Origin of the sequence: Amycolatopsis sp. (assembly GCF_025464955.1) — a bacterium.
GTDB lineage: Bacteria > Actinomycetota > Actinomycetes > Mycobacteriales > Pseudonocardiaceae > Amycolatopsis.
Genome location: NZ_JAODNM010000032.1, coordinates 1 through 21,531, shown reverse-complemented (window position 1 = coordinate 21,531; position 21,531 = coordinate 1). Strand labels below are relative to the sequence as shown.

The following is a 21,531-nucleotide window of genomic DNA, read 5'->3' as shown; positions in this document are numbered from 1 at the left end:
CTCGATGACGTCTGGGGCGCCGACAGACCGGTAGACAACTGCTCGCATGATCGTCACTCTTCCGTTGGCGAATTCGAACACCACGAACGCTAGGTGGGTTACGATCGATTCGGAAGTAGGTACTTTTAAGTGCGTTGCAGTCCTGACAGGAGAGACGGATGCCCACCACCACGAACCCGGAACGCCAGATCGAGCCCGTCACCTACGCGGCGTACATGCACGACTGCCCCGCGGTGGCGCTGCTCTCGACGATCAGCAACCGCTGGGTCAGCCTGACCATGTGCACCCTCGGGTCGTACGGCGACGCGATGCGCTACAGCCACATCAGCCGGGAGATCCCCGGCGTCAGCCAGAAGATGCTCACACAGACCCTGCGCATGCTCGAACGCGACGGCATGGTGAAACGGACCGCCACACCGACCGTACCCGTCCGCGTCGACTACGAATTGACCCCGCTCGGGCAAGGCCTGTACGGCCTACTGTCGCAAGTACGAGACTGGGCCGCCGACAAGACCGATGACGTCGACGAGGCACGAATACACTACGACGCCCGGAAAACCATCCGGTGAATCCCCGTGCGGGAGCTACCAGACGGAGTCGCCTCGAACGGACGCGTCGCTACCACCGTCCACAAAGAGCACTTGGCCGCACAGGTGACTGTTCTCGACGCTGACAAGCCAGGCCAGTAGACGCGCCGGCACCGATGCGTCGGCAAATCCGTTGAGCGGCATCGGCACCGATGACGCGACCGCGTCGCGACCCTCTTGGGACGAGAGGACGCCGCTCATCATCGGCGTCGAAACCACGCCCGGAGCGATCGCATTCAGGGGGATGCCCGCCCCGGCCCACGTGTCGGCTATCGAGGAACGTCGAACCCACTGCGCGAAGGCGGCTTTGCTCGAGGGGTAGATCAACGTTCCCGTCGCAGGGTCTGCGGCCAGCGCTGTCGCGCGGGCAAGTGCCGTTGGCTCATCTTCGGCACGGAACGCGGCGACGAGAGCCTCGTCGCCGGGTGCGATGCTGGCAAAAGACGCGACTCCGACCGCTCGTGGCGAATCGGAACCAGCCAGCAGTGGGCGCAGACCGTCCAAAGTCGCCACCATGCCGAAGTAGTTGACGGCCGCGGTGGCCGGAATCGGTGCGGCAAGCCCCGCGACAGCGATGATCGCGTCAATTGCGCCTCCAGACCTGGTCCTGACCTCCTCGACCATCCGCTCGCGATCCGGTGGTGACGTCAGGTCGACAAGCACATCGGCATCGCGAATGTCGACCCCGATGACCGACTCGCCCCGGCTCTCCAGTAGCTGTTTCGTCGCCAGACCGATACCGGACGCGGCACCTGTCACGACATTGATTCGAAGCATCTGCTTCTCCTTCGACATCTTCTCAATCATCAGCGCGACCGACCCCACGCCTCAACGATCGGCCGGAGAAGAGCGACCCACTCGCGATAGCCCTGACCGTTGAGGTGAAGCTTGTCGAACGTGAGATCTTGACGTAGTGACCCATCGTCCGCCGCGAGCGCCGGCCAGAGGTCGAGATACCGCACTGACTCAGCCGCTTCCGCTACCACCTCCTGGTAGCCGATGTTGAGTCTGCGCACTTCTTGGGCATAGGACCGGCCACGAGGCATGACGCTCTGCACGACCACCGGAGTACCGGGAGCACGAACCTCGATTCCACTCAGGATCCCCCGCAGATTCGCCAGCGACTCGTCGAGTGGTACCGCGGCCGCAACGTCATTGGTGCCGATCAGGAGCAGCACTCCGAGTGGTTCGTTAATGGCGGAGTCCAGCCGGGAAAGCACCTCCGCCGTGTGGTCACCGCCGATTCCTCGGTTGAGAATCGGTTGGTCCGGAAACCATTCCTCCCAGTTGCCGGACTCGGTGAGGCGCTCGCCCAGCAGGACGATTCGCCGCGGCGGCGCTCCGGTGCTCTCGAACTGATCGCGGCGCGCCTTTTGCGGGTAGGCGAGCATCGGCGCGAGCAATCGGCGGTTGAGCAGACCCGTGAATCGGCGGGCTAACGCATTGCGCGGTCGACTATGGTTCACCGCAAACCGGGAAGGCTCGCGCCCACATCCGGAGTCGGAGAGTCGTGCCGGCAGCCAGGGCGCCCCAGCCCGACCGTCGCCGAACACCCAGTCAGGGGAACCGACTCCCGACAGCGACATTTGCGCCCAGTTCCACGCGGCTGCGAGCTCTTCGGATGCGACGGGGTAGTGCGCTGGACCTTGTTCGGGTCCATCCGTTCCTCCGGTCCACGATGGACGAGGACTGAGGCGGTAGCCCACCGAAACGACCATGTCCCCTTGCCCGCACAGCGCACGCGAGACGGAATCAGTCAACGTCCACCACCACAGAAGCTTCGGGAAGGCCGGCGGCGGCGGCCTTGATGACGATGCTTCCAGCGCCGGTGGGTCGAACCACGGCCAAGAGCTCACCGGCGTGAGTCGTCCGGGTGGGCCCCGTGATCGCCTCGTCGGGTTGCGGATCACTCGAGCCCAGCCCCTGCAAGACTCCGGGCCCCTCCACCGTGACCGTGACGGTCTCCGTCCACGAGGGATTCACCCGACCGTCTCGGTCGAGCAGTGCGATGCGCACGAACGCCAGCGACTCGTCGGTGAGGCCGAGGTGATCGCGCTCGGGTGCGAGGCTCAGCGTTTCGACTGCCCCGGCCGTGCTCAGTTCGCTTCGACCGGACTCGACACCGCTGTTGTAGGCGACGGCCGTGACCGTTCCCGGCTCGTAGGTCGCGGTGAAGGCCGCGATGTAGCCGGCTCCCGCTGCCGCCTTGCCGACCGAGTGGCCGTTGACGAGAAGCTCGACCTCGTCCGCTGACGAGTACACCTCGATGTCGACCGGGTGTCCTTCGTCGCCGGGCCAGGTCCACCGCCCCTCCATGCCGCGCCAGGCAAACGAGTTGACGGCCAGTTCGACGCCACAGAGCGAGGGCTTCTGCACCGCGATGTACGGGACGTCGCGGAGGCCGAAGACCGTCTCGCGGAAGTAGGACGACGGACGACGGACGCCGGTGACGTCCAGGTCTCCCACCTCCGCCGTGAGGTACGGGAACGGGCCGAGGAATCCGGCGATCCCCGCCTGCTCGGCAGGACGCACGCGCCCGACGCCGACTTCGCCCAGGTAGTCCCAACCCGTCCAGCAGAAGTCCCCGATCACCTGGGGGGATCCGAGGATGGTCGCCCAGTTCTCGGCGATCGACCGCCGGGAGGTTTCGCTGCCGACGCTGATCCGATCAGGGAACTCGCCGGGGTCGAGGGCGTACCGCGAGTCACCGTAGTTGTAGCCGGCGACGTCGACCTGCGAGTACCCCTCCTCCATCAGCCGTGCGGCGACCGGGGACTGCCAGAACTTCAGCAGGACGTCTTCCATTGAGGCGAGGACATCGTTGACTCCGACGTTCTGGTCCGCCATGACTTCGGCGGCCTCGTCGCCGACGGCCAGCAGGACCTGCCCGGCGCTGACGGTGAACCGCGTCGGATCGAGTCGCTTCAGCGTGTTCACCAGGTCGCGGCCGGTCTGGGCGCCCAGCGCGCTCCCGACCTCGGGGATCTCGTTGCCGATCGAATAGAGCACCACGCTGGGGCGGTTGAAGTCCTTCCGGACCATGGACTCGACGTCCCGCTCCCACCAGTCCGCGAAGTCCTGCGCATAGTCGAACCGGGCCTTGCGTGCGGTCCACACGTCGAAGGCCTCGTCCATCACGAGAACTCCGTACTTGTCGCACGCACGCAGCAGCGCGGTGCCGGCCGGGTTGTGGGCACTCCGGATCGCGTTGAAGCCCGCCTCGCGCAGGAGCCGCACCCGCCGCTCGTCGGCTGCGCCAATGGTCGCCGCCCCGATCGGACCGTTGTCATGGTGCACGCACGCCCCCCGAAGCTTGACCGCGGTGCCGTTGATTCGCAGGCCATGCACGGGATCGAGCTCGATCCTCCGAATACCGAAGGTGTCGGTGGCGTCGTCGATGTCCTTGCCGTCATCGACGAGGGACACGCGGCCGCGGTACAGCGTCGGCGAGTCCGGGCTCCACAGCTGAGGGTCGCGAACGAACACTCGGCGGGTGACGTCCGCCGACTCGCCGGGAAAGATCGTGACCGGTGCGGACGCGGCCGCGGCAATCCGCCCGGTGGCCTCGTCGAAGATCTCGATCCGTACCCGGACCGTCCGCCTGACGGGCGATTCATTGTCGATACGCGCCTGCACCTCCACCACCGCCAGATCGTCGCCGACCTGGGGCGTGGACAACCGTGGCCCCTCGGGTGCGAGGTGCAGCAACCCCCCTCGGTGCAAGGTGACGGGCCGGATGATGCCCGCGCCGGTGTACCACCGCGAATCCTCGTCGGACGTCGCCTCGACACGGATCGTGTTGGCGGTGCCGTAGCCCAGTAAGCGATCAATGGGCACGAAGAAACGCGAGTAACCGTACGGACGATGCGCCGCGAGCGCTCCGTTCACGTAGACGCGAGCATCTCGGTACACGCCCTCGAACTCCACCACGTGACGCTGGTCTGCAGCGCTTTCTTCGACCTCGAAGGTCTTTTCGTACTCGACGTCGAGAGTCGGAAAGAAGCCCGAGTTCGCGCCGTCGACCGCGCCCGCGTCGCGAAGGCTCGAGATCAGCGCGTCATGCGGCAACGTCACGGCCTCATACGGGGCGCCTCGCATCGCGAAGAAGGTCAAGCCGCGAGGACGCACTCCCCAGCCGTGGTTGAAGGACGTGGGAATCATGAGTACCTCCTTGAACTAACACGCGTTAGTTCTGGTTTTCAGTATGCGTCAGTACGACGAATCAGTCAAAATCTGCTGCAAGGAGGCCATAAACACGAGACATGACGCTCACGAGTGGCCCTTGGCGGACCGCACCAGCGACCACCGTTTGACGCGCGTTAGTGATGCGGATAACATCTCTTGGATACGAGTCGGGGGTGTGCCATGGCAGAGCGCGTCGAAGGTCGGGCATCGAAGGCTGCGACCAGCGCGGACGTCGCCAACCTGGCCGGAGTCTCTCGATCCACGGTGAGCTTCGTCCTGAACAACGCGCCGCAGACGATCGCCCCGAAAACTCGCGAGAACGTACTACGAGCGGCTCGACTGCTGAACTACCGGCCCAACCCCTCGGCCAAGGCTCTCGCGGAACGATCAAGCCGTGTCATTCTGTTCGACCTGAGTGTCTCGTCGTTCGGCGGGCCGGCGGTGTACGCCCTCGCGGAACTGACGTCGGCCCTGGCCGACCACGGACTCGTGGCGGCGATCCACCTCGACACACCCTCCCGCCATTCCCTGGTCGCGACGGCGCTGCGCGTCCGGCCCCGCTTGCTGATGCCAGGCCGGCCGTTGAGTCGTCAGGAGCGGGCAGAGCTCGACGACGCGGGCATCAAGATCGTCGAAGCTCCTGCCTCGGGATTGACCGCGGTGGAGGGACTGGCCGCGGAGATACGCCTGGCGCACCTCCGCCAGCGCGGGCATAGCCGGATCGCGATCGTCGAGCGCGAAGAACCGGGACTGACTCTGGCCATCGAAGCTCGACGGCAGGCAACGCTGACGGCCGCGTCCAAGCTTGGCCTTCCGGAGCCCGTGGTCGCCGCCTTCCACGACGCCGCGAGCGCGGCCCGTCAGGTGCGGCAGATCACGGACGCCGGATTCACCGCCGCGTGCGCCTTCAACGACGACACGGCCTTGGCCACGATCCGCGCCGCGGCCGACATCGGTGTGCGATGCCCTCAGGATCTCGCCGTGATCGGCGCCGACGACACGTTCGCGGGCAGCGTGGCCTTCCCGCCGCTGACAACCGTGAAGGTCGACATCGAACGGCTCGGCGAGCTACTCGCCCCCGCCGTGCTCGCGGCACTCGGCGTGGTCGAGGTTGCGCCCCCGCCTGACGTGGATGGTCTGCTTCAGCTCGTCCTTCGCGCCTCCACGTGAGCTAACGACGAGCCGCGGGCAACCGCCGTTCTGAGGCCGGAGCACTGCCTGCCCGGTCGATGGCGCGCAACTCGTCGAGACTGTCGGCGAGGGTACGGCCTGCCAGTACGCCGAGGACGGCTACCTCGGTCTCGCGGGTGAGCCTGCCGAAGTATTCAGCGGAGTGGTTGGTGACCAAGCACTCCCGTGGCCCCTCGGGCCGGGGCGCCCACAGCGGCTTGTCACCGAGGGATGAGCGGTAGATCTCCCCCAGGGTGATCCGGTCCGCGAGCCGGCCGAGGCGGACGCCCCCGTTGCGGCCCTTGATGGACGCGACGAGACCGTCCTTTACCAGCGGGACCATCAGCTTGCGCACCAGACTCGGGTTCGTGTCCAGACTCCTGGCGAGCTGGGTCGAGCTGAGCACGAGACCGCCCTCTTCCTCGGCATGGCCCAGCAGGAGCATGGCCTTCAGCGCGCTGGAGAACGTCACGTCCAACATGCTCGTGGCCCCTTTCTGCCGCTGCCCGGTCCTGACGTTCCCATAATAGCAACTTCCACAGTTGCACTTCCGTCGAGTTATATGTACTTTTCAAACATGCGGTTTGGATCGGACCCTACCGCCGGCAACCACTGAGAGAACCGGAGAACCTCATGAGCACCGAGAACGAGATCAGGGCGATCGTTTCCCAGTACACCCGGGCGGCCGACCGGCGCGACGGCGAGGCGCTGGCAAAGCTCTACGACCCCGACGCGGTCGTCGAGGTCAACTACCGCGGCCCCGAGGGGATGGAGCCACTGGGAAAACTCTCCGGAGCGGCGCAGATCGCCGAGGCCATGTCCACGGCCATGGCGCCGCACCCGCCCCTGGGCTGGAGCCACCACACCACCTACGACCACGTGGTCTCCATTGACGGCAACGAGGCCAGCATCGAAACCCAGTTCATCACCTTCGACGTCGTCGGAGTCAGGAAGCCCGAGGGCGGATGGCCCGCCGGCACCTTCGGCGCCCAGGGCACCATCAAGCCCATCGAGTCCGGGTACTACCACTTCTTCTTCCGCCGGACCGAAGGAACGTGGCGCATCCGGCACATGGACATCACCCACGACATCCCCTACGTCTTCTGATCGCCCCGCGACCCGCAATCAGGAGGTTTTCCCTAACATGGCAACGCTTGGACTCATCGGCAGCGGACACATCGGCAGCACGCTCGCCCGCCTGGCGGTCGACGCCGGCTTGGACGTCGTGCTCAGCAACTCGCGGGAGCCGCAGACGCTCTCCGACCTCGTCGACGAACTCGGGCCGCGGGCCCGTGCGGCCACTCCCGCACAGGCGGCAGCCGCCGGGGACTGGGTCGTCGTGACGATCCCGGTCTGCGCTGTCGGCACGGTTCCCCGGGAGCCCCTCGTCGGCAAGACGGTCATCGACACCGGCAACTACTGGGCCCCGCGTGACGGCACCATCCCGGAACTCGAAACGCAGGAGCTCACCGACAGCGAAGTGCTCCAACGGCACCTGGTCGAGGCGCACGTCGTGAAGGCGTTCAACAACATCAACTACCGACACCTCAGGGCCCTGCCGCGGCGAGTGGACGCGGCCGACCGCACAACCCTGCCGATCGCGGGCAACGACCCGGACGCGAAGAAACACGCCGCCGAGTTGCTCTCGCTGCTCGGATACGACCACGTGGACATGGGACCGCTCACCGAAAGCTGGCGCTCGCAAGTGGGCAATCCGGCCTTCTGTATGCCCTACGCGCTGACCAAGAACGACCAGTACCTGAACCAGCCGGCCGCTCCCGCTTCCGCGGCCGAGATCAGCGTGGCCCTGGCGTCGGCACGGCGCTGAGCCACGGCCGCAGCCGACCTCAGGACCGCCGACGAGGCGACTTGGGGCTCGGCGCGGCCGCCGGCGGGAGAGCGGGAATCACCAGGTCGAGCGTGTTGAGGGCGCGCAGCACCTCGTCGATGACTCCGGCGGTCGAGGCATCGCGGCGACCTGTCCACCAGCTTTCCGCGGCGATCCGCAGCACCGCGAACGTGGTGTGCGCGGTCATGATGACCAGCAGGTCCTCGACCGGTCGGTCCATGCGCTCGGCGATGGCACCTTCCAGTTCGCGTTGTGCCTGTGCGTACAGATCCCAGAGGCGGGCGCGGGGGACGGGCGCGGAGTCGACGATTTTCCGCAGTGCGGCGTTGCGCCCGTCGTCGCGCTCGTCGAGTTCCTCGACCAACTGCTGGAGCGTGGCCCCGAGCGCGAAGTTCAGTGGTTCGTCGACGGGACGCGCGCCCAGCAGCTTGCCGAGATCCATTATTCGCTGGAACGGGTCCAGGATCAGCACGTCCTTGCTGGGGAAGTAGCGGTACAGCGTGGTGGTGCCGATCTCGGCCTTCGCGGCGATCTGTTCCATGGTCGTCTCGTCATAGCCCTCGTCGAGGAACAGACCGAGTGCCACATCGATGACCTGCCGCCGGGTGCGGGCGGCCTTCACTTCGCGCAATCCCATGCCGGAAGCATACCGGGTTCCAGACCTGATCGGGGTTGACAACTGAACGGGTATAACTACACAGTGGGTTTCACTACCGTTTTCTGGTGGCGCACCCAACGGAGTGTCGATGTCTCCTCCCGCCGCCGTCAGCGGTCCCATCCATCCGGAGGAGAGCTCGTGAACACCCTGTCCGTGTCCTCGTTCAGCATCCGCGAGCAGCTCGGCCCCGTTTCCTTCGACTTCGTCGATGCCGAGGGAAACGACCGGCACATCGACCTTCCCTACCCGAAACTGCTGAGCCTGTCGGAATTCCCCGCGCGCGCCAGGGACACCTTCGGCGTCGACGCCGTCGAAACGGTCTCCTTCCAGTTCGCCGGGCTCGACGATCCGGAGATCGATCGGTTCGCCGCCTCGCTCGTCTCGTCCGGGGTTCGGTTGGTCAACGTCGCCATCGACGTCGGCGACCTGCTTGAGGTCGACAACGCCCAGCGCGCCGCCGACCTCGCGCTCATCGAACGGTGGATCGACCGATTCGCCGCGATGGGGTCGCAGTTCGTGCGCGTCAATCCCGGTTCGCCGTTCAGCCCGCACCTCGGCGACAAGGCGCCCGCGCACCTGGTCGACGCGCTCGCCGAGATCGGCGCGTACGCGACACAGCACGGGACCCGGTTGCTCGTGGAGAACCACGGCGGCCCGAGCAGCGACCCGGCGTGGATGGGGAACCTGCTGGACGCGGTCGGGCGCGACGCGTGCGGCCTGCTGCTCGACTTCGGCAACTTCGACGTGCTCACGACAGCACTGATGCCGATGCTCTTCGCCGGCGCGACCGGGCAGCCATCCGGTCCCGCGTACCCGGCCGAGATGTTCGCGAGCATGGACCTGACCGCCGTGTACGACGGCATCGAGGCGCTGGCCGACTACGCCGAACTGGTCAGTCTGAAGGCGCACTACGTGTCCGAGGACGGTGCCGTCGGGCCGGTCGACCTCGTGCGCGCGCTCGGAATCCTCGACGCCCACGGCTATGCCGGTCCGCTCTCGGTCGAGTACGAGGGCAATGGCGATCCCTGGCCCCAGTGCGCCCGCGTTCTCGACCTCGCCCGGTCGGTTCTCACCTCATCGCCCGCCACGACGACGGAAGCACGCTGACGTGACCACCACGACCCCCGACAGCGACGAATTCGACGTCCTCATCATCGGTTCCGGCCCCGCTGGTGCGACCTACGCCCGGACCATCGGCGACGCGCTGCCGGCCGCGCGCATCCTCATGGTCGAGGTCGGGCCCGGTGATTCCCGGCCGACGCGGCGACCACACGCAGAACATGGCCGACGCGGACCGCGCCGCGGCGCAGCTGCTCACCCAGGGCCCGGACACAGGCGTCGAACGAGCCGCGGCGCTCGCCGACCTCGCGCCGGGCATCGACCCGAGCCTGGAGTTCCGCCAGACGGTCCTGCCCGGACTGTTCTTCGCCGATCCCCGGCCGACGCTCGCCCACGGCGAAATCGGGTTGCCGGTGGCGAGCATGGCCAGCGGCGTTGGCGGCATGGGCATCCACTGGGGCACCGCGTGCCCGCGACCCCAGCAGTCCGAACGCATCCCGTTCATCCCTGACGATTCACTCGACGCGGCGCTCGACCACGCCGAACAACTGTTGCGCGTGACCAAGGTCGAGGACGGTACCGGTCTGACCGCCGCGCTGCGCAAGGTCATGGCGGACGAGTTCGACGGGCCCGGCCTCGCCCCGGTCGAGTTCGGGGCGAGCGCGACGCACTGGGCGGGCGACCAGCTCGTCTTCTCCGGCACCAGCGTGATCCTGGGAGAGCTGGAGCAGACCGTGCCGGGCTTCGAGCTGCGTGCCGAGACCCTGGCCCGCCGCGTCCTGGTCGAGGACGGGACCGCGGTCGGTGCCGAGTTGCAGGACCGCCGCAGCGGTGCGGTGTACCAGGTCAGGGCGGCTCGTGTCGTGGTGTGCGCGGATGGGCTGCGCACACCGCAAGTGCTGTTCGCCTCCGGTATCCGTCCGCGCGCGCTCGGCCACTACCTCAACGAGCACTTGCAGATGAACTCCTTCCTCCTGCTCAACGACGAGTTCGATCCGGCCGGCTATCCGGTGGACGACAAGAACCTCGCCGGCGTCCGCATCCCGTTCTCCGACGCCCGACCGATGCAAGGTGGGGTCGTGGCGATGGCCAACTCCCCGTACAGCCTCCAGCTCGACGACGACCTGGCGACCGCCCGGCTCGCCGTGGTCGCGTGGTATGCGGCAAAGGACATCCAGTTCGGCGACGCGGTCGAGTTCAGCGACACCGAAACCGACTTCTACGGCATGCCGAAGATGACCATCCGTTACTCGCACACCCCGAAAGACCTCGCGACCATCGAGTCGATGCGGAAGAACTCCGTCCGCAGCGCTTCCCGAATCGGTGCGCTCACCGAGGAACCCATCCTCGCGGTCGGTGGCTCCTCGCTGCACTACCAGGGCACCGTGCGCATGGGCGCCTGGGACGACGGCGAGTCGGTCTGCGACTCCTACCTGCGCGTCTGGGAGGTCGACCACCTCTACGTCGGCGGCAACGGCGTCATCCCCACCACGACGGCGGCGAACCCGACGCTCACGATGGTCGCGCTCGCCTGGCGAGCCGCGAACCAGCTCGTCCAGGAACTCGACGGCACGGAGGGCATCGTCGGTGCCACGGCGAAATAGCGGTGACGGCAAGGACACGCGAATGACTGCGGCGACGCACCCGGTGACGCTGTTCACCGGTCAATGGGCCGACCTCACGCTCGAGGAGGTTGCCCGCCATGCCGCCGAGTGGGGCTATGACGGCCTGGAGATCGCGTGCTCGGGCGAGCACCTGGACGTGTGGCGCGCTGCTGAGGACAACGCCTACCTGCGCGGCCGCCTGGACATCCTGGACAAGTACGGACTGAAGGTCTGGGCGATCTCCAACCACCTCACCGGGCAGGCGGTGTGCGACGACCCGATCGACTTCCGGCACCAAGCGATCGTCGGCAGCCGCGTCTGGGGCGACGGGGATGGCGAGGGCGTGCGGCAGCGCGCGGCCGAGGAGCTGAAACTGACCGCGAAAGTCGCTCGCAAGCTCGGGGTGGACACCGTTGTCGGGTTCACCGGATCGAAGATCTGGCAGTACGTGGCCCTGTTCCCGCCTGTGCCCGCATCCGTGATCGACGCCGGCTACGAGGACTTCGCGCATCGGTGGAACCCCATCCTCGACGTGTTCGACGGGGAAGGGGTGCGGTTCGCGCACGAGGTGCACCCCAGCGAGATCGCCTACGACTACTACACAAGCGTCCGGGCATTGGAGGCGATCGAGCACCGCGGCGCGTTCGGCTTCAACTGGGACCCGAGCCACCTGATGTGGCAGTACATCGACCCGGTCGCGTTCATCATCGACTTCGCCGACCGGATCTATCACGTCGACTGCAAGGACACCCGGCTGCGGCCGCACAACGGCCGCACTGGCGCACTCGGCTCGCACCTGCTGTGGGGCGATCCGCGCCGCGGATGGGACTTCGTGTCGACCGGGCACGGCGACGTTCCGTGGGAGGACTGCTTCCGAGCGCTGCGCGCGACCGGCTACGACGGCCCCATCTCGATCGAATGGGAGGACGCGGGGATGGATCGCCTGCACGGCGCCGCCGAAGCCGTGAAGTTCGTGCGCTCTCTGCTGTGGACAGTGCCCGAAGCCTCGTTCGACGCGGCGTTCGGCAACCAGGACTGACCGAGCAAAGGAGGTCCTTCGAGGTGAGTCAGCGGCGAAGGTTTTCCCCCGCCGCCGCGCTCAAAACCGTCCTTGGGGGAAGATCAAGACAACCGAGCGGACAGCAGCAGGAACGAGGCCCATCATGCTGACTGATCAGGAACTGGCCTGCCAAGCGCAGTCCGGAGATGCCGCGGCGCTCGGGGCCCTGCTCGCGCGGCACCAGGCCGGGATGCGCGCGGTCGCCCTCGCCGTGCTCGGCTTTCACCCCGAGGTGGACGACGCCGTACAGGACGCGATGCTCGTGGCGCTGCGGCGCGCGGTCGGGCCGTGGCTGAGGATGATCGTGCGCAACGGCTGCCGCATGCGGCTACGGGCCCAGCGCGAAACACCACTGGAAGCCGTGCCCGAGCCCGTCTCGACACTGCCGGATCCCGAACGGGTGCTCGACGAGCACGCCTCCCGGGACTGGATCTGGCGCGCGGCGGAAGAGCTGTCCGCCCCGCTGCGCATGACGGTCATGCTGCGGCATTTCAGCAGCGTCACCTCCTACGAGCAAATCGCGGCAGCCTGCGACGTGCCGGTCGGGACCGTGCGCAGCAGACTCAGCCAGGCCCGCGCGAAAATGGCCCAGGCCCTGATCGACACCGCCGCCGCCACCCACGAGGACGTCGCCGCGCTCACCGCGGCTCGCCACCGCGAAGGCCTCGACACCCTCGAGGCCGCCGAACGCGGCGCGTTCGCCGAGATCGTCGCCGACAGCTGGTCCCCCGCGTGCAGATCGTCGGCAGGCAGGGCCAGCAGGGCGGGCGCGACCTCGTCCTGGGCGGCATGGAAAGCGACCTCACCGCCGGAGTCCGCCAGCGGCTGCGGCACACCGTCGCCGGGCGCGACCTCACGATCTGGGAAATGGACCTGCTCAGCCCCGCCGACAATCCCACCCACTGCCCGCCCTCGGCCGTGTGGCTGGTGGCGATGGACCAAGGCCGTGTGCAGAACATCCGCCTCTACCATCCACAGGTGTGACGACGGTCTCCCCCGACGGATCGAACTTTCCGGTCACGGCCGCATCTTGTCTGCGTCCGAGCACCTATCCAGACCGGAGAGTTCCGATGACCACTGCACACCCGCTCACCCCCGGCAGCCACGCCGTCGAGCTCGACGGCGTCACCCAGCGCTATCACGTGGCCGGGAGCGGGCCAGTCTGCCTGGCCCATCCCGGCGGCCCCGGCATCGACTGGGACTACCTGCGGATGCCCGCCGCCGAAGAGCACCTGACCATGGTCTACGTCGCACCGATCGGCACCAGCGGATCCGACCGTCTCGCCAGCCACCCCCACGGCTACACCCGCGAGCGCTACTCACGCGCGCTCGACGGGCTGCTCGACCACCTCGGCGTGCCGCAGGTATTCCTGCTGGGCCACTCCCATGGCGGCTTCGTCGCGCAGTACTACGCCCTCAAGCGCGCGGACCGGCTCGCCGGGATCATCCTGTACGAAAGCGCCCCGGTCACCGGCGCCGAGCAGTTCACCGAAGCCGCCCGCAACATGGACGAGTTCCTGCGCGTACACGCCGACGCCCCCGGGCTCCCGGAGGTGGTGACCGCCTGGGAATCGCTTGCCCACCTGCACGACGACGAAAGCGTCACCCGGGCCGCCCAAGGCATCTTCCCGGCCTACTTCGCCGACTACTGGGCGCGCGAGGACGAGTTCGCTCCCGCACGGGCCGCGGTGCGGGCCGGCTTCATCTCCGGAGCGGACGAAGCCGGCAACCCGGAGTCCATCGACGACCGAGCCGTGCTCGCCTCGATCACCACCCGGACCCTGGTGCTGGTCGGGCGCCATGACGTGATCTGCGGCCCACGCTGGGCCACCGAACTGGCCGAAACGATCCCCGGCGCCGAACTCGTGGTCTTCGAGCACAGTGGACACTTCGCCCACCTCGAAGAGCCGGCCGCATTCACCCGCGCCCTCGTCAAGTTCGCCACTGCGTGAGCTGGGCCTCAGGGTGGGCGCCGGACCGGCGCCCACCCTGCCTCACCGGCGCAACACCTTCTGGACTTGCAGGTCCAAAAAATGCTGCCTACCGTCGATCCTGTCGACGATCACCCGCCGGCACAGGAGACCACGGGCAGTCCTGCGATCCCTGCCGAGACCAGAAAGTTGAGTGAGGAAACATGCGCGCTGTCGTCATCGAAGAGCTGGGCGGACCGGAGGTCATGCGGCTGCGTCAGTGGCCGGATCCCGAACCCGGCGCCGGGGAGGTAGTCGTCGACATCGAGTTCGCCGGTGTCAACTTCATGGACACCGGTACCCGCACCGCCGGCGCAGTGCACGGCCGCATTCCCTTCATCCCCGGAGTGGAGGCGGCCGGCAGGGTGGCCGCGCTCGGGGAGGGTGTCACCGACTACGCGGTGGGCGACCGTGTGGCGTGGGTCTACAACTACGGCAGCTACGCCGAGAAGATCGTCGTCCCCATCGACACGGTCGTCCCGATTCCCGACGACATCCCCAGCGACATCGCCGCCGCGACCATGATGCAGGGCTTGACCGCCCACCACTTCACCATGGAGTCCGCGCCGCTGAGCGACGGGCAGACCGCTCTCGTGCACGCTGCCGCCGGCGGTGTGGGGCGCATCCTCACCCAGCTGCTCAAGCTCCGAGGAGCACAGGTCATCGGCCTGGTCTCCCGGGAGGAGAAGGTCCCGGTGGCCAAGGAAGCCGGTGCCGACCACGTGCTCGTCTCCACGGACGGAGACTTCGTCGAACGCGTCATGGAACTCACCCGGGGCGAAGGGGTCCACGCGGTCTTCGACGGTGGCGGCTCCACCACGTTCCGGTCATCGATCGAGGTTCTGCGCCGGCTCGGCACGCTGGTCTACTTCGGCCCCCTGATCGGCGAGGTCCCCACGGTAAGGATGTTCGACCTGCCGAAGAGCATCAAGCTCACCTACGCGGTGTTCGCAGACCACATCCACACACGGGAGCTTCTACTCCGGCACTCCGCGGATCTATTCGACAAGATCCGCGAAGGCTCACTCCGGATCGACATCAGCCGACGCTATCCGCTCGGTGAAGCCACGCAGGCCCATATCGACATCGCCTCCCGGGGCACCACCGGCAAGTTGCTGCTCGACGCCCGGAGCTGACCGGTGACCGTTCCCCGCGGTGGGCGTCGTGTCGACGCTCACCGCGGCGGCAGGTCCTGATCGGTGAATCACGCTGGTTCACCGATCACCTGCTGTTCAGCGCAGGGTGTGCACCCGGCGCTGAACCGGGTCGGGCTCTGGTGGGTCAGCCGAGCTTGATGTCGTCGTAGAGGGTGTAGGTCGGGTCGCCGGCGTAGTTGTCGTCGTGACTGGTCAGGGTGAGGGTGTAGCTGTGCCCGGCGGTGACGGTCGCGAGGATCTGTTGCCACCCCGCGCCGCCGGTGCAGGTCTTGGCCAGCGGTGTGGCCGTGGTTCCGCCGGTGGTGTCCTTCAGGGTGGCGGTGGCCCAGTCGTAGGTGACGGTGTCCGGGCAGGTCACCGAGTACCAGAACGACAGTTGTGTCACTCCGGTTGGGACGGTGAAGGTTTGGGTGATCGAGGAGTCATTCGACGGTGAGGTCGACCCGACACGGGCGGCGTAGGTGCCGCCGTGCGCGCCGGCGTTCACCACCGTGGTGGTGCCCGTCGAGGTCCACCCGGCCAGCGCGCCGGTCTCGAAGTCGCCGTTGGTGATCCCGCCCCCGGCGCCGCCGGTCACGGTGAGGGAGTAGCCGGCGGTGTGGGACACCGTGCCCTCGGTACCGGTGATCGTGATCGGATACGTCCCGGCAGGGGTGGACGCCGAGGTGGAGACCGTCACAGTCGAACTGCCGCCGGCGGTCACCGACGCCGGGGTGAAGGACGCGCTAGCACCGGTGGGCAGCCCGGTGGCAGCGAGCGACACGGTGCCGGCCGATCCCGCCGTCACCGCGGTGCTGATAGTGGACGTGGCCGACGACCCCGCCGTGACCGAGCCTGAGGTGGGGCTGGCCGACAGCGAGAAGTCGTTGGTCGCGGTGCCGCCACAGCCGGGCAGGGTCAGTGAGGTGTTGCGGGTCTTCCATACCCGGGCGCCGGTGGTGGACAGGTATTCGTGGGTGTACCAGAACGTGCACCCGTCGGTCGGGTCCACCGTCATCGAGGAGTAGTCACCCCACCGCGAGTAGGTCGTCTGCGATCCGGTGCCGGCCACGATCGTCGACTCGGCCTGGGTCATCTGCCCCAGGGTGTCCCCGGCCAGCCGCCCGGTGAACCGGATCTGCGGGTTGATCGAGGAACTCGACGCGGAGTAGCCCAGGGCGATGTTGCCGGTCTTGTCCATCGCCAGCGACCCCAGCCAGCGGTAGGTCGAGTCCGGCGCGTAGGTGCCCTGCTGGTAGACCGCCGGGTTGCCGCTGGTGTTGAGCCGCAACTCGTACCACCGCTCGCCCACCGAAGAACCCGCGGTCACCGACTGGCTGGTCACCAGCGACTGGTGGTCACCGAAGTTGCGGTAGGCCAGCCGGAACATCAACCGGTCCGACAGCGAGTCCAGCGTCTGTGTGGTGCCCTTCTGCGGCACGCAGGTGCCGCTGGTTCCGCACGCCGGGGTATAGGACGCCACAGTCAGCGTGGCAGGGCCGGTGAACGTGGTGTTCGCCGTGTTGGCCCAGTCGATGTGGAAACGCCAGTAGGCCAGCGTCGTGCTGGTGGTGCCCATCGCGAGCTGCACGTTGTCCGCGCCCTGCGGCGGCGCGGTGGTGCCGTCCACGTCGGCGGCCAGGATGCCGCCGTAGGAACTGGAGGTGGTGAAGCACTGCTGCGTGGCGGTGGTGCCGGCGAGCATGCTCGCCCGGTCCATCGCGCAGCTCTGCGCACCGGAGAACGCGGACCCGCCGCCGGAGAACATGTTGTAGGTGATGTAGTAGGCGTCCGGCCACACCGACAGCTTCGGGTAGTCGGGGAAGTCGGTGTACTGGTAGGAATACCGGTTGTAGGCGCCGGTCGCGTCCGAGGTCTGCGACACCGCGACGCACTCGTAGTACGGCCCGGCGGTCGAGCGGACGTTCGCGAACTGGGTGATCACCCACCGGCTGGCGAGGCTGTCGTAGCGGACCACGGCGTCACCGTCGTCGGTGCTTTCGCAGTACCCGCCGAACCCGGTGAACAGGGTGTTGGTGCTCGCCGGGCCGTACTGCGTGGTGCCGGTCTTGGAGAACACCGCGAAGCCGGAGTTCACGATCTCCACGACCTGGGTCGCGCCGACCGCGGAGTTCGGGTCCGGTGGCACACCGCCGAGGCTGAACGAGCCGCCGGGGCCGGAGAATCCGGTGCCCAGTCCGTCGAAGCTTGTCCCGATGGTCGCCGCGCGGGTGCCGGCGGTGTGCTGCACCACCGGGTCCGGCGCGGGGGTCCGCGGCCGGGGCAGCGACCCCACGGCCGCGCTCTCCGCCGGGCCGCTGACGGTCGCCTTCGGCGTGATCGACCGCAGTGCCGGTGAGGTGTCGTGGTGCTTCTCGTGGATGAGTTTCGGCGTGCTGTGGGGCGCGCCCGGCGACGGCGTCGTCGGTGGTGGCTGGCTGGCGGAGGCGGCGGGCACCACGGACAACGCGGTCGCCGCCAGCAGCACCCCGACACATAGCGATCTGGACAGAAGGCGCTTCATGGGGCGCTCGCGGCCGGTACACATGGCGTCACGGGGAATCTGGGCATGGGGAACTCCCAATAGCAGGGGGAAAGGGGGAGAGAACTCAGCTCAAGCGGACGAACTATAAGTGCGGTGTTGTCCGTTGAGAACCTACTTTCGTCGGCGCCGCGACATGTCTTTCCCTGCGATGCGGGAGTTCCCGGCCCGCTCGCCATAACGATCATGAAATCCCATTTCGCGGGGATCGTGATCCGTAACGTGGCGTTAATGTCACTCGCTTGCGCGGCGCCGGGGAGTATGCAGTCACGGTCGCCAGGAAGCCTGACTATGCCGACGTGGCCCAGATTGAGGCGCACTACGAGAGTTCGCGCGAGCTTGACTCGACGTTCTCGTTGTCCGTGGCAAGATCGGCAACGGATCCAATAGGGCTTTGTCCTGGCCGTCGGGACGACCAGTCATGCTAGAAGGTCCGCTGCAGTCCGTGTAGCGCCGAAAGTAGGACTTGCGGGCTATCTCGTACTTTCGTCGGCGCCGATCACGGATTTTCTGGGTTCCCCAGGAAGCGTTCACCATGTCCCGGCTGAGGGCCGGAATCGATCCGCTCTGGACTGAATGGGCTAACGATTTACCCTGGGATAATAATTTTCATACCATTTTCTAACCTTGTCCCGTCAGGGACTTTCTTTCGCCCGAGCTACGTGACCACGGTGGCGGTCCTGCCGCAGGCGCGTGCTGCCCGAACCGTGCCTGCCGCAGCGGCTCCCGAAGGAATGCGGCCTATCCCGAAACTTTCAGATCTCCGTCGTCTTTGCTGGCATCCCAACCGGGCAACGCCGACACTCAGCGGTTCCGGCGTCCTGAGTGGTGGTCAGCAGCAGTCTTCGCCGCGCCAGGGTTCGATGCCGTCGCGGACGCCGAGGACTGCGATGCCGAGTCCGGCGACGGGGTCGACACAACCGAGGGATTGGTCTTGACTCTGTGATCGGGTACTGGTTTCAGGATGGTGGTATGCGCAGCAGTGAGGTGGCCACTCGGTCCGGGGTGAACGTGCAGACCCTGCGGTACTACGAACGGCTGGGGTTGCTGGCCGACCCGCCCCGCACGGGCTCGGGATCGCCTCTACCCACCCGAGACCGTAGACACGGTGCGGTTCGTGAAACGGGCCCAGGAACTGGGATTCACCCTCGATGAGGTCCAGGAGCTGCTGCAGCTGGCCGACGGCGGCCCGGCGGACTGCGACACCGCTCGCGATCTCGCGCAGACCCGGATCGGCGTGCTGCAGAGCAAGATCGACGACCTGAACCGGATGCGGGACTCCCTGGTCGAGCTGGTGACCACGTGCGCACGACCGCAGGCCGCCCGGAGCTGCCCGTTGCTGCGCGCTCTGCACTCCGATCGAAGGGAACCCTGATGAGGCTGCAGATCCTGCAGGTACCCGACTGCTCGAACGTCACGCCGCTACGCGAGCGGCTCGACGAAGCGCTCGGCGACACCGCCGCGCAGGTGACGGTCCAGGTGATCGACAACGACGTCGACGCGGCCGCCGCGGGCATGGCCGGGTCGCCGACGTTGCTCGTCGACGGGGCCGACCCGTTCGCCGAGCCCGGCCGCGCGCCCAGCGTGTCCTGCCGCCGATATCGCGACACCGACGGCCGGGTCTCGGGTGCGCCGTCGGTGGCGCAGCTGCGGCAAGCCCTGCTCGGCCAGGACCCGCAGTGCTGCGCGGCGGGCCCGGACACCCCGGAACCGTCGGCGACGACGTTGCAGGCGTGGCGGGCGCGGGCGACGCCGGCGGACCCGGCTGAGCGTGCGCTGCACCAGGCCATCCTGAGGGGCTTCGCGGGCGAGGGTGTCGCTCCCGATGCCATGGTGCTGCCACAGACCGCCGCGCCGTTCGGGCGGCCGGTCGCCGAGGTCCTGGCGCGGTTGCATGACCGGGACGTGATCCGGATCGGCCCGGACGGGGCGATCCGGGCGGCGTACCCGTTCTCAGCGGTCCCGACCCGCCACCAGGTCCAGCTGGCGCGCGGCCCGAGTGTCGATGCGATGTGCGTGATCGACGCGCTCGGGATCCCAGCCATGCTCGACACCGACGCCGTCATCAGCACCGCCGCCCCGGACAGCGGGCTGACGATCACCATCACCGTCACGAGCGGGCTCGCCGTGTGGGAACCACCGACCGCGGTGGTGTTCGTCGGCGCCCAGGCCGGGACAGGCCCGTCCGAGGAGCTGTGCTGCGACCACCTCAACGCCTTCCCCGACCGCGCCGCCGGACAAGCGTGGGTCAACGCCCACCCTGAGGTCCCCGGCAGCATCGTCGACGGCGCCGACGCCGAACAGCTCGGCGCCAGGATCTTCGGCGGTCTGCTCCGCGGCTGAACACAACCCCGGCAGCTCGCGGGTGGCGGGTGGCGGGTGGCGGGTGGCGGGTGGCACCAGCATCGCCAGCACCCAACCGGGACGCAACGGACCAGCGGTGATCGGCAGCCTCGCCCACGTGATCCGTGACGTTGCCGTCGACGTGATCATCAACGGCTCCGACACCACCACTAAACCCGCCATCTCCGGCGTCAGGCTCGATCACACCCCCGAATAGCGGTAGCCCCACATCCCCACGTCACCCGCCCGCGAACGCCGTCGACATCGCCGGCTCCGGTGGCGATCACGCACGGGTGCTGCCGAAGAACTGACGAGCCGGGACCAGTAGGCCGGCCAGCGAGAGCACGATGAACACGACCTGGTGGACGTGGTCCTTCCCAGGAGGCAACTGGCCGAGAAGGTGTGCCAGCCAGAACACCGGGTAGAACCACAACGCCAACCACGCCCACCGCTCCCCACGCCGGAACGGCACCAGCGCGAGCAGCCCGCCGAACAGGCCTACCCCGATCGACGCAAGCCCGTCCGCGCGATACAACAGCGCGTCACCGGCCGGCGGTGCTATCACGACCACCACGCCGAACCCCACAATCCCCAGGCTGACCGCCACCAGGCTGAACCACCCGACCCTCACTAGGATGCTGTCTCGCTGCATCCGGTGAACCTACCGCCACCACCCCCAACCGCGTTCACGATCAGCTGGCCGAACACGAACGAACCTCCATAGGGGGCAACGCACGAGTGCGGGGTCCCATCTTCCATGAAGGACTTGGGCGCGCTGGCGGCCGATGCCGTGGTCAGATGACAGATACCGTGGTCAACCAACCGGGCTCCGCCACGTCCCCGTGAACGCCGTCAAACAAGCGCGACCCACATGACCTGCACTTATTGAGCAGAGTTAGGCCGAACGGGTTACCGTCGGCGGGTAGACCGGCTGACCGGTCACCGGCGGATCGGAGGCCGACGTGGACGCTGTTCCTGCGTGGATCGAGCCGATGCTCGCCGTGCCCGACGGCGGGGCACTGCCCACCGGCCCGAATCTTGCATTCGAGCATAAGCTCGACCTCTGTACACGGTTCAGAGCTGTTGCCTGGTCGGGGAAGGTGTGATGCCGGACGTCGGTACTGCCGTACTTCGAGGTCACCGGCGTCGACACCGTCGGGTGTTCCCGTCCGCGCAGCGAGTACGGCGCGACCGTGTTCTTCGAGGGATTGTTCTGGCTCCAGTCGACGAACACTTTCCCCTCCCGCAGCGCCTTCGCCATCTTCGACACCACCAGGTCCGGAGTCTCGGCGGCGAACTGCTCGGCGAGGGGTTTGTCGTAGGCGGAGGTGCGTTCGGGCTGGCGAACCCTCACCCCGGCGCCGAGCA

19 protein-coding genes and 3 pseudogenes are annotated in these 21,531 nt (G+C 67.6%); 13 read left to right on the top strand and 9 right to left on the bottom strand.

Annotated elements, in window-relative coordinates:
• Positions 1-158 precede the first annotated feature (158 nt).
• Positions 159-569 (top strand): helix-turn-helix domain-containing protein, encoded by a 411-nt coding sequence (locus JWQ81_RS06470; protein ID WP_297538573.1) that lies wholly within the window; start codon positions 159-161, stop codon positions 567-569.
• Between the two features lie 15 nt (positions 570-584).
• Here JWQ81_RS06470 and JWQ81_RS06465 read toward each other — a convergent pair whose 3' ends face one another.
• The 3 genes from JWQ81_RS06465 to JWQ81_RS06455 form a co-directional block, all read right to left on the bottom strand.
• A complete protein-coding gene (locus tag JWQ81_RS06465; RefSeq protein ID WP_297538571.1) occupies positions 585-1,412 on the bottom strand; it encodes an SDR family oxidoreductase in 828 nt (275 codons plus the stop codon).
• Positions 1,394-1,978: a GDSL-type esterase/lipase family protein gene (locus JWQ81_RS06460; protein ID WP_297538569.1), complete on the bottom strand. Its 585-nt coding sequence runs from the start codon at positions 1,976-1,978 to the stop codon at positions 1,394-1,396. The genes JWQ81_RS06465 and JWQ81_RS06460 overlap by 19 nt, the downstream gene beginning before the upstream one ends.
• A 361-nt stretch (positions 1,979-2,339) precedes the next feature.
• Complete coding sequence (locus JWQ81_RS06455) at positions 2,340-4,748, bottom strand: glycoside hydrolase family 2 TIM barrel-domain containing protein (protein WP_297538567.1); 2,409 nt, start codon at positions 4,746-4,748, stop codon at positions 2,340-2,342.
• A gap of 204 nt (positions 4,749-4,952) precedes the next feature.
• Between JWQ81_RS06455 and JWQ81_RS06450 the strand changes: the two genes are divergently transcribed.
• Positions 4,953-5,942, top strand: a complete 990-nt coding sequence (locus JWQ81_RS06450; protein ID WP_297538565.1) for a LacI family DNA-binding transcriptional regulator — start codon at positions 4,953-4,955, stop codon at positions 5,940-5,942.
• Position 5,943: 1 nt separating this feature from the next.
• On the opposite strand, the gene JWQ81_RS06445 is transcribed toward JWQ81_RS06450, so the two are convergent.
• Positions 5,944-6,423 (bottom strand): Rrf2 family transcriptional regulator, encoded by a 480-nt coding sequence (locus JWQ81_RS06445; protein WP_297538563.1) that lies wholly within the window; start codon positions 6,421-6,423, stop codon positions 5,944-5,946.
• 152 nt (positions 6,424-6,575) lie between these two features.
• Between JWQ81_RS06445 and JWQ81_RS06440 the strand changes: the two genes are divergently transcribed.
• Complete coding sequence (locus JWQ81_RS06440; protein ID WP_297538562.1) at positions 6,576-7,049, top strand: nuclear transport factor 2 family protein; 474 nt, start codon at positions 6,576-6,578, stop codon at positions 7,047-7,049.
• A gap of 37 nt (positions 7,050-7,086) precedes the next feature.
• Positions 7,087-7,770 carry an NAD(P)-binding domain-containing protein gene (locus JWQ81_RS06435; protein ID WP_297538560.1) on the top strand — a complete coding sequence of 228 codons (684 nt, stop codon included), beginning with the start codon at positions 7,087-7,089 and terminating at the stop codon, positions 7,768-7,770.
• A gap of 19 nt (positions 7,771-7,789) precedes the next feature.
• Here the strand turns inward: JWQ81_RS06435 and JWQ81_RS06430 are convergent, their stop codons facing one another.
• The gene (locus JWQ81_RS06430) at positions 7,790-8,428 is read right to left on the bottom strand and encodes a TetR/AcrR family transcriptional regulator (protein WP_297538558.1); all 639 of its coding nucleotides are present in this window, start codon (positions 8,426-8,428) and stop codon (positions 7,790-7,792) included.
• Between the two features lie 159 nt (positions 8,429-8,587).
• Here JWQ81_RS06430 and JWQ81_RS06425 point away from each other — a divergent pair, with 159 nt between their 5' ends.
• From JWQ81_RS06425 to JWQ81_RS06410, 4 genes and pseudogenes are all read left to right on the top strand, one after another.
• Complete coding sequence (locus JWQ81_RS06425; RefSeq protein ID WP_297538555.1) at positions 8,588-9,556, top strand: sugar phosphate isomerase/epimerase; 969 nt, start codon at positions 8,588-8,590, stop codon at positions 9,554-9,556.
• 137 nt (positions 9,557-9,693) lie between these two features.
• Positions 9,694-11,112 carry a GMC oxidoreductase gene (locus JWQ81_RS06420; RefSeq protein WP_297538553.1) on the top strand — a complete coding sequence of 473 codons (1,419 nt, stop codon included), beginning with the start codon at positions 9,694-9,696 and terminating at the stop codon, positions 11,110-11,112.
• Between the two features lie 22 nt (positions 11,113-11,134).
• The gene (locus tag JWQ81_RS06415) at positions 11,135-12,151 is read left to right on the top strand and encodes a sugar phosphate isomerase/epimerase (protein WP_297538551.1); all 1,017 of its coding nucleotides are present in this window, start codon (positions 11,135-11,137) and stop codon (positions 12,149-12,151) included.
• A 124-nt stretch (positions 12,152-12,275) separates the two neighbouring features.
• A pseudogene (locus tag JWQ81_RS06410) lies at positions 12,276-12,710 on the top strand (sigma-70 family RNA polymerase sigma factor); the annotation flags it as partial.
• On the opposite strand, the gene JWQ81_RS06405 reads toward JWQ81_RS06410, so the two are convergent.
• Entirely contained in the window at positions 12,680-13,075 is a 396-nt protein-coding gene (locus JWQ81_RS06405; protein ID WP_297538549.1) for a hypothetical protein, read from the bottom strand. The pseudogene JWQ81_RS06410 and the gene JWQ81_RS06405 overlap by 31 nt on opposite strands.
• Before the next feature lie 167 nt (positions 13,076-13,242).
• Between JWQ81_RS06405 and JWQ81_RS06400 the strand changes: the two genes are divergently transcribed.
• Positions 13,243-14,124 (top strand): alpha/beta hydrolase, encoded by an 882-nt coding sequence (locus JWQ81_RS06400; protein WP_297538547.1) that lies wholly within the window; start codon positions 13,243-13,245, stop codon positions 14,122-14,124.
• A gap of 182 nt (positions 14,125-14,306) precedes the next feature.
• On the top strand, positions 14,307-15,278 hold the full coding sequence (locus JWQ81_RS06395) for a quinone oxidoreductase (RefSeq protein WP_297538545.1): 972 nt from the start codon (positions 14,307-14,309) through the stop codon (positions 15,276-15,278).
• Between the two features lie 145 nt (positions 15,279-15,423).
• On the opposite strand, the gene JWQ81_RS06390 is transcribed toward JWQ81_RS06395, so the two are convergent.
• Positions 15,424-17,802, bottom strand: coding sequence for a hypothetical protein (locus tag JWQ81_RS06390; protein WP_297538543.1), 2,379 nt, complete (start codon positions 17,800-17,802; stop codon positions 15,424-15,426).
• 990 nt (positions 17,803-18,792) lie between these two features.
• On the opposite strand from JWQ81_RS06390, the pseudogene JWQ81_RS44805 reads away from it, so the two are divergent.
• The 3 genes and pseudogenes from JWQ81_RS44805 to JWQ81_RS06380 form a co-directional block, all read left to right on the top strand.
• Positions 18,793-18,931, top strand: a pseudogene (locus JWQ81_RS44805) (MerR family DNA-binding transcriptional regulator); the annotation flags it as partial.
• Positions 18,929-19,195, top strand: a complete 267-nt coding sequence (locus JWQ81_RS06385; RefSeq protein WP_366942263.1) for a MerR family DNA-binding protein — start codon at positions 18,929-18,931, stop codon at positions 19,193-19,195. The pseudogene JWQ81_RS44805 and the gene JWQ81_RS06385, both read left to right, overlap by 3 nt.
• Positions 19,195-20,163 carry an alkylmercury lyase family protein gene (locus JWQ81_RS06380; RefSeq protein ID WP_297538541.1) on the top strand — a complete coding sequence of 323 codons (969 nt, stop codon included), beginning with the start codon at positions 19,195-19,197 and terminating at the stop codon, positions 20,161-20,163. Before JWQ81_RS06385 ends, JWQ81_RS06380 begins: the two co-directional genes overlap by 1 nt.
• Positions 20,164-20,446: 283 nt before the next feature.
• On the opposite strand, the gene JWQ81_RS06375 is transcribed toward JWQ81_RS06380, so the two are convergent.
• Together JWQ81_RS06375 and JWQ81_RS06370 are read right to left on the bottom strand one after the other, a co-directional pair.
• A complete protein-coding gene (locus JWQ81_RS06375; protein ID WP_297538539.1) occupies positions 20,447-20,815 on the bottom strand; it encodes a hypothetical protein in 369 nt (122 codons plus the stop codon).
• Positions 20,816-21,058: 243 nt separating this feature from the next.
• Positions 21,059-21,531, bottom strand: a pseudogene (locus JWQ81_RS06370) (hypothetical protein); the annotation flags it as partial.

Bases quoted from the DNA above. Each gene is read 5' to 3' on its own strand.
- JWQ81_RS06470 (WP_297538573.1), top strand. From the start codon at position 159: ATGCCCACCACCACGAACCCGGAACGCCAGATCGAGCCCGTCACCTAC.
- JWQ81_RS06460 (WP_297538569.1), bottom strand. From the start codon at position 1,978: ATGCTCGCCTACCCGCAAAAGGCGCGCCGCGATCAGTTCGAGAGCACC.
- JWQ81_RS06455 (WP_297538567.1), bottom strand. From the start codon at position 4,748: ATGATTCCCACGTCCTTCAACCACGGCTGGGGAGTGCGTCCTCGCGGC.
- JWQ81_RS06450 (WP_297538565.1), top strand. From the start codon at position 4,953: ATGGCAGAGCGCGTCGAAGGTCGGGCATCGAAGGCTGCGACCAGCGCG.
- JWQ81_RS06445 (WP_297538563.1), bottom strand. From the start codon at position 6,423: ATGTTGGACGTGACGTTCTCCAGCGCGCTGAAGGCCATGCTCCTGCTG.
- JWQ81_RS06440 (WP_297538562.1), top strand. From the start codon at position 6,576: ATGAGCACCGAGAACGAGATCAGGGCGATCGTTTCCCAGTACACCCGG.
- JWQ81_RS06435 (WP_297538560.1), top strand. From the start codon at position 7,087: ATGGCAACGCTTGGACTCATCGGCAGCGGACACATCGGCAGCACGCTC.
- JWQ81_RS06430 (WP_297538558.1), bottom strand. From the start codon at position 8,428: ATGGGATTGCGCGAAGTGAAGGCCGCCCGCACCCGGCGGCAGGTCATC.
- JWQ81_RS06415 (WP_297538551.1), top strand. From the start codon at position 11,135: ATGACTGCGGCGACGCACCCGGTGACGCTGTTCACCGGTCAATGGGCC.
- JWQ81_RS06400 (WP_297538547.1), top strand. From the start codon at position 13,243: ATGACCACTGCACACCCGCTCACCCCCGGCAGCCACGCCGTCGAGCTC.
- JWQ81_RS06395 (WP_297538545.1), top strand. From the start codon at position 14,307: ATGCGCGCTGTCGTCATCGAAGAGCTGGGCGGACCGGAGGTCATGCGG.
- JWQ81_RS06390 (WP_297538543.1), bottom strand. From the start codon at position 17,802: ATGAAGCGCCTTCTGTCCAGATCGCTATGTGTCGGGGTGCTGCTGGCG.
- JWQ81_RS06380 (WP_297538541.1), top strand. From the start codon at position 19,195: ATGAGGCTGCAGATCCTGCAGGTACCCGACTGCTCGAACGTCACGCCG.
- JWQ81_RS06375 (WP_297538539.1), bottom strand. From the start codon at position 20,815: ATGCAGCGAGACAGCATCCTAGTGAGGGTCGGGTGGTTCAGCCTGGTG.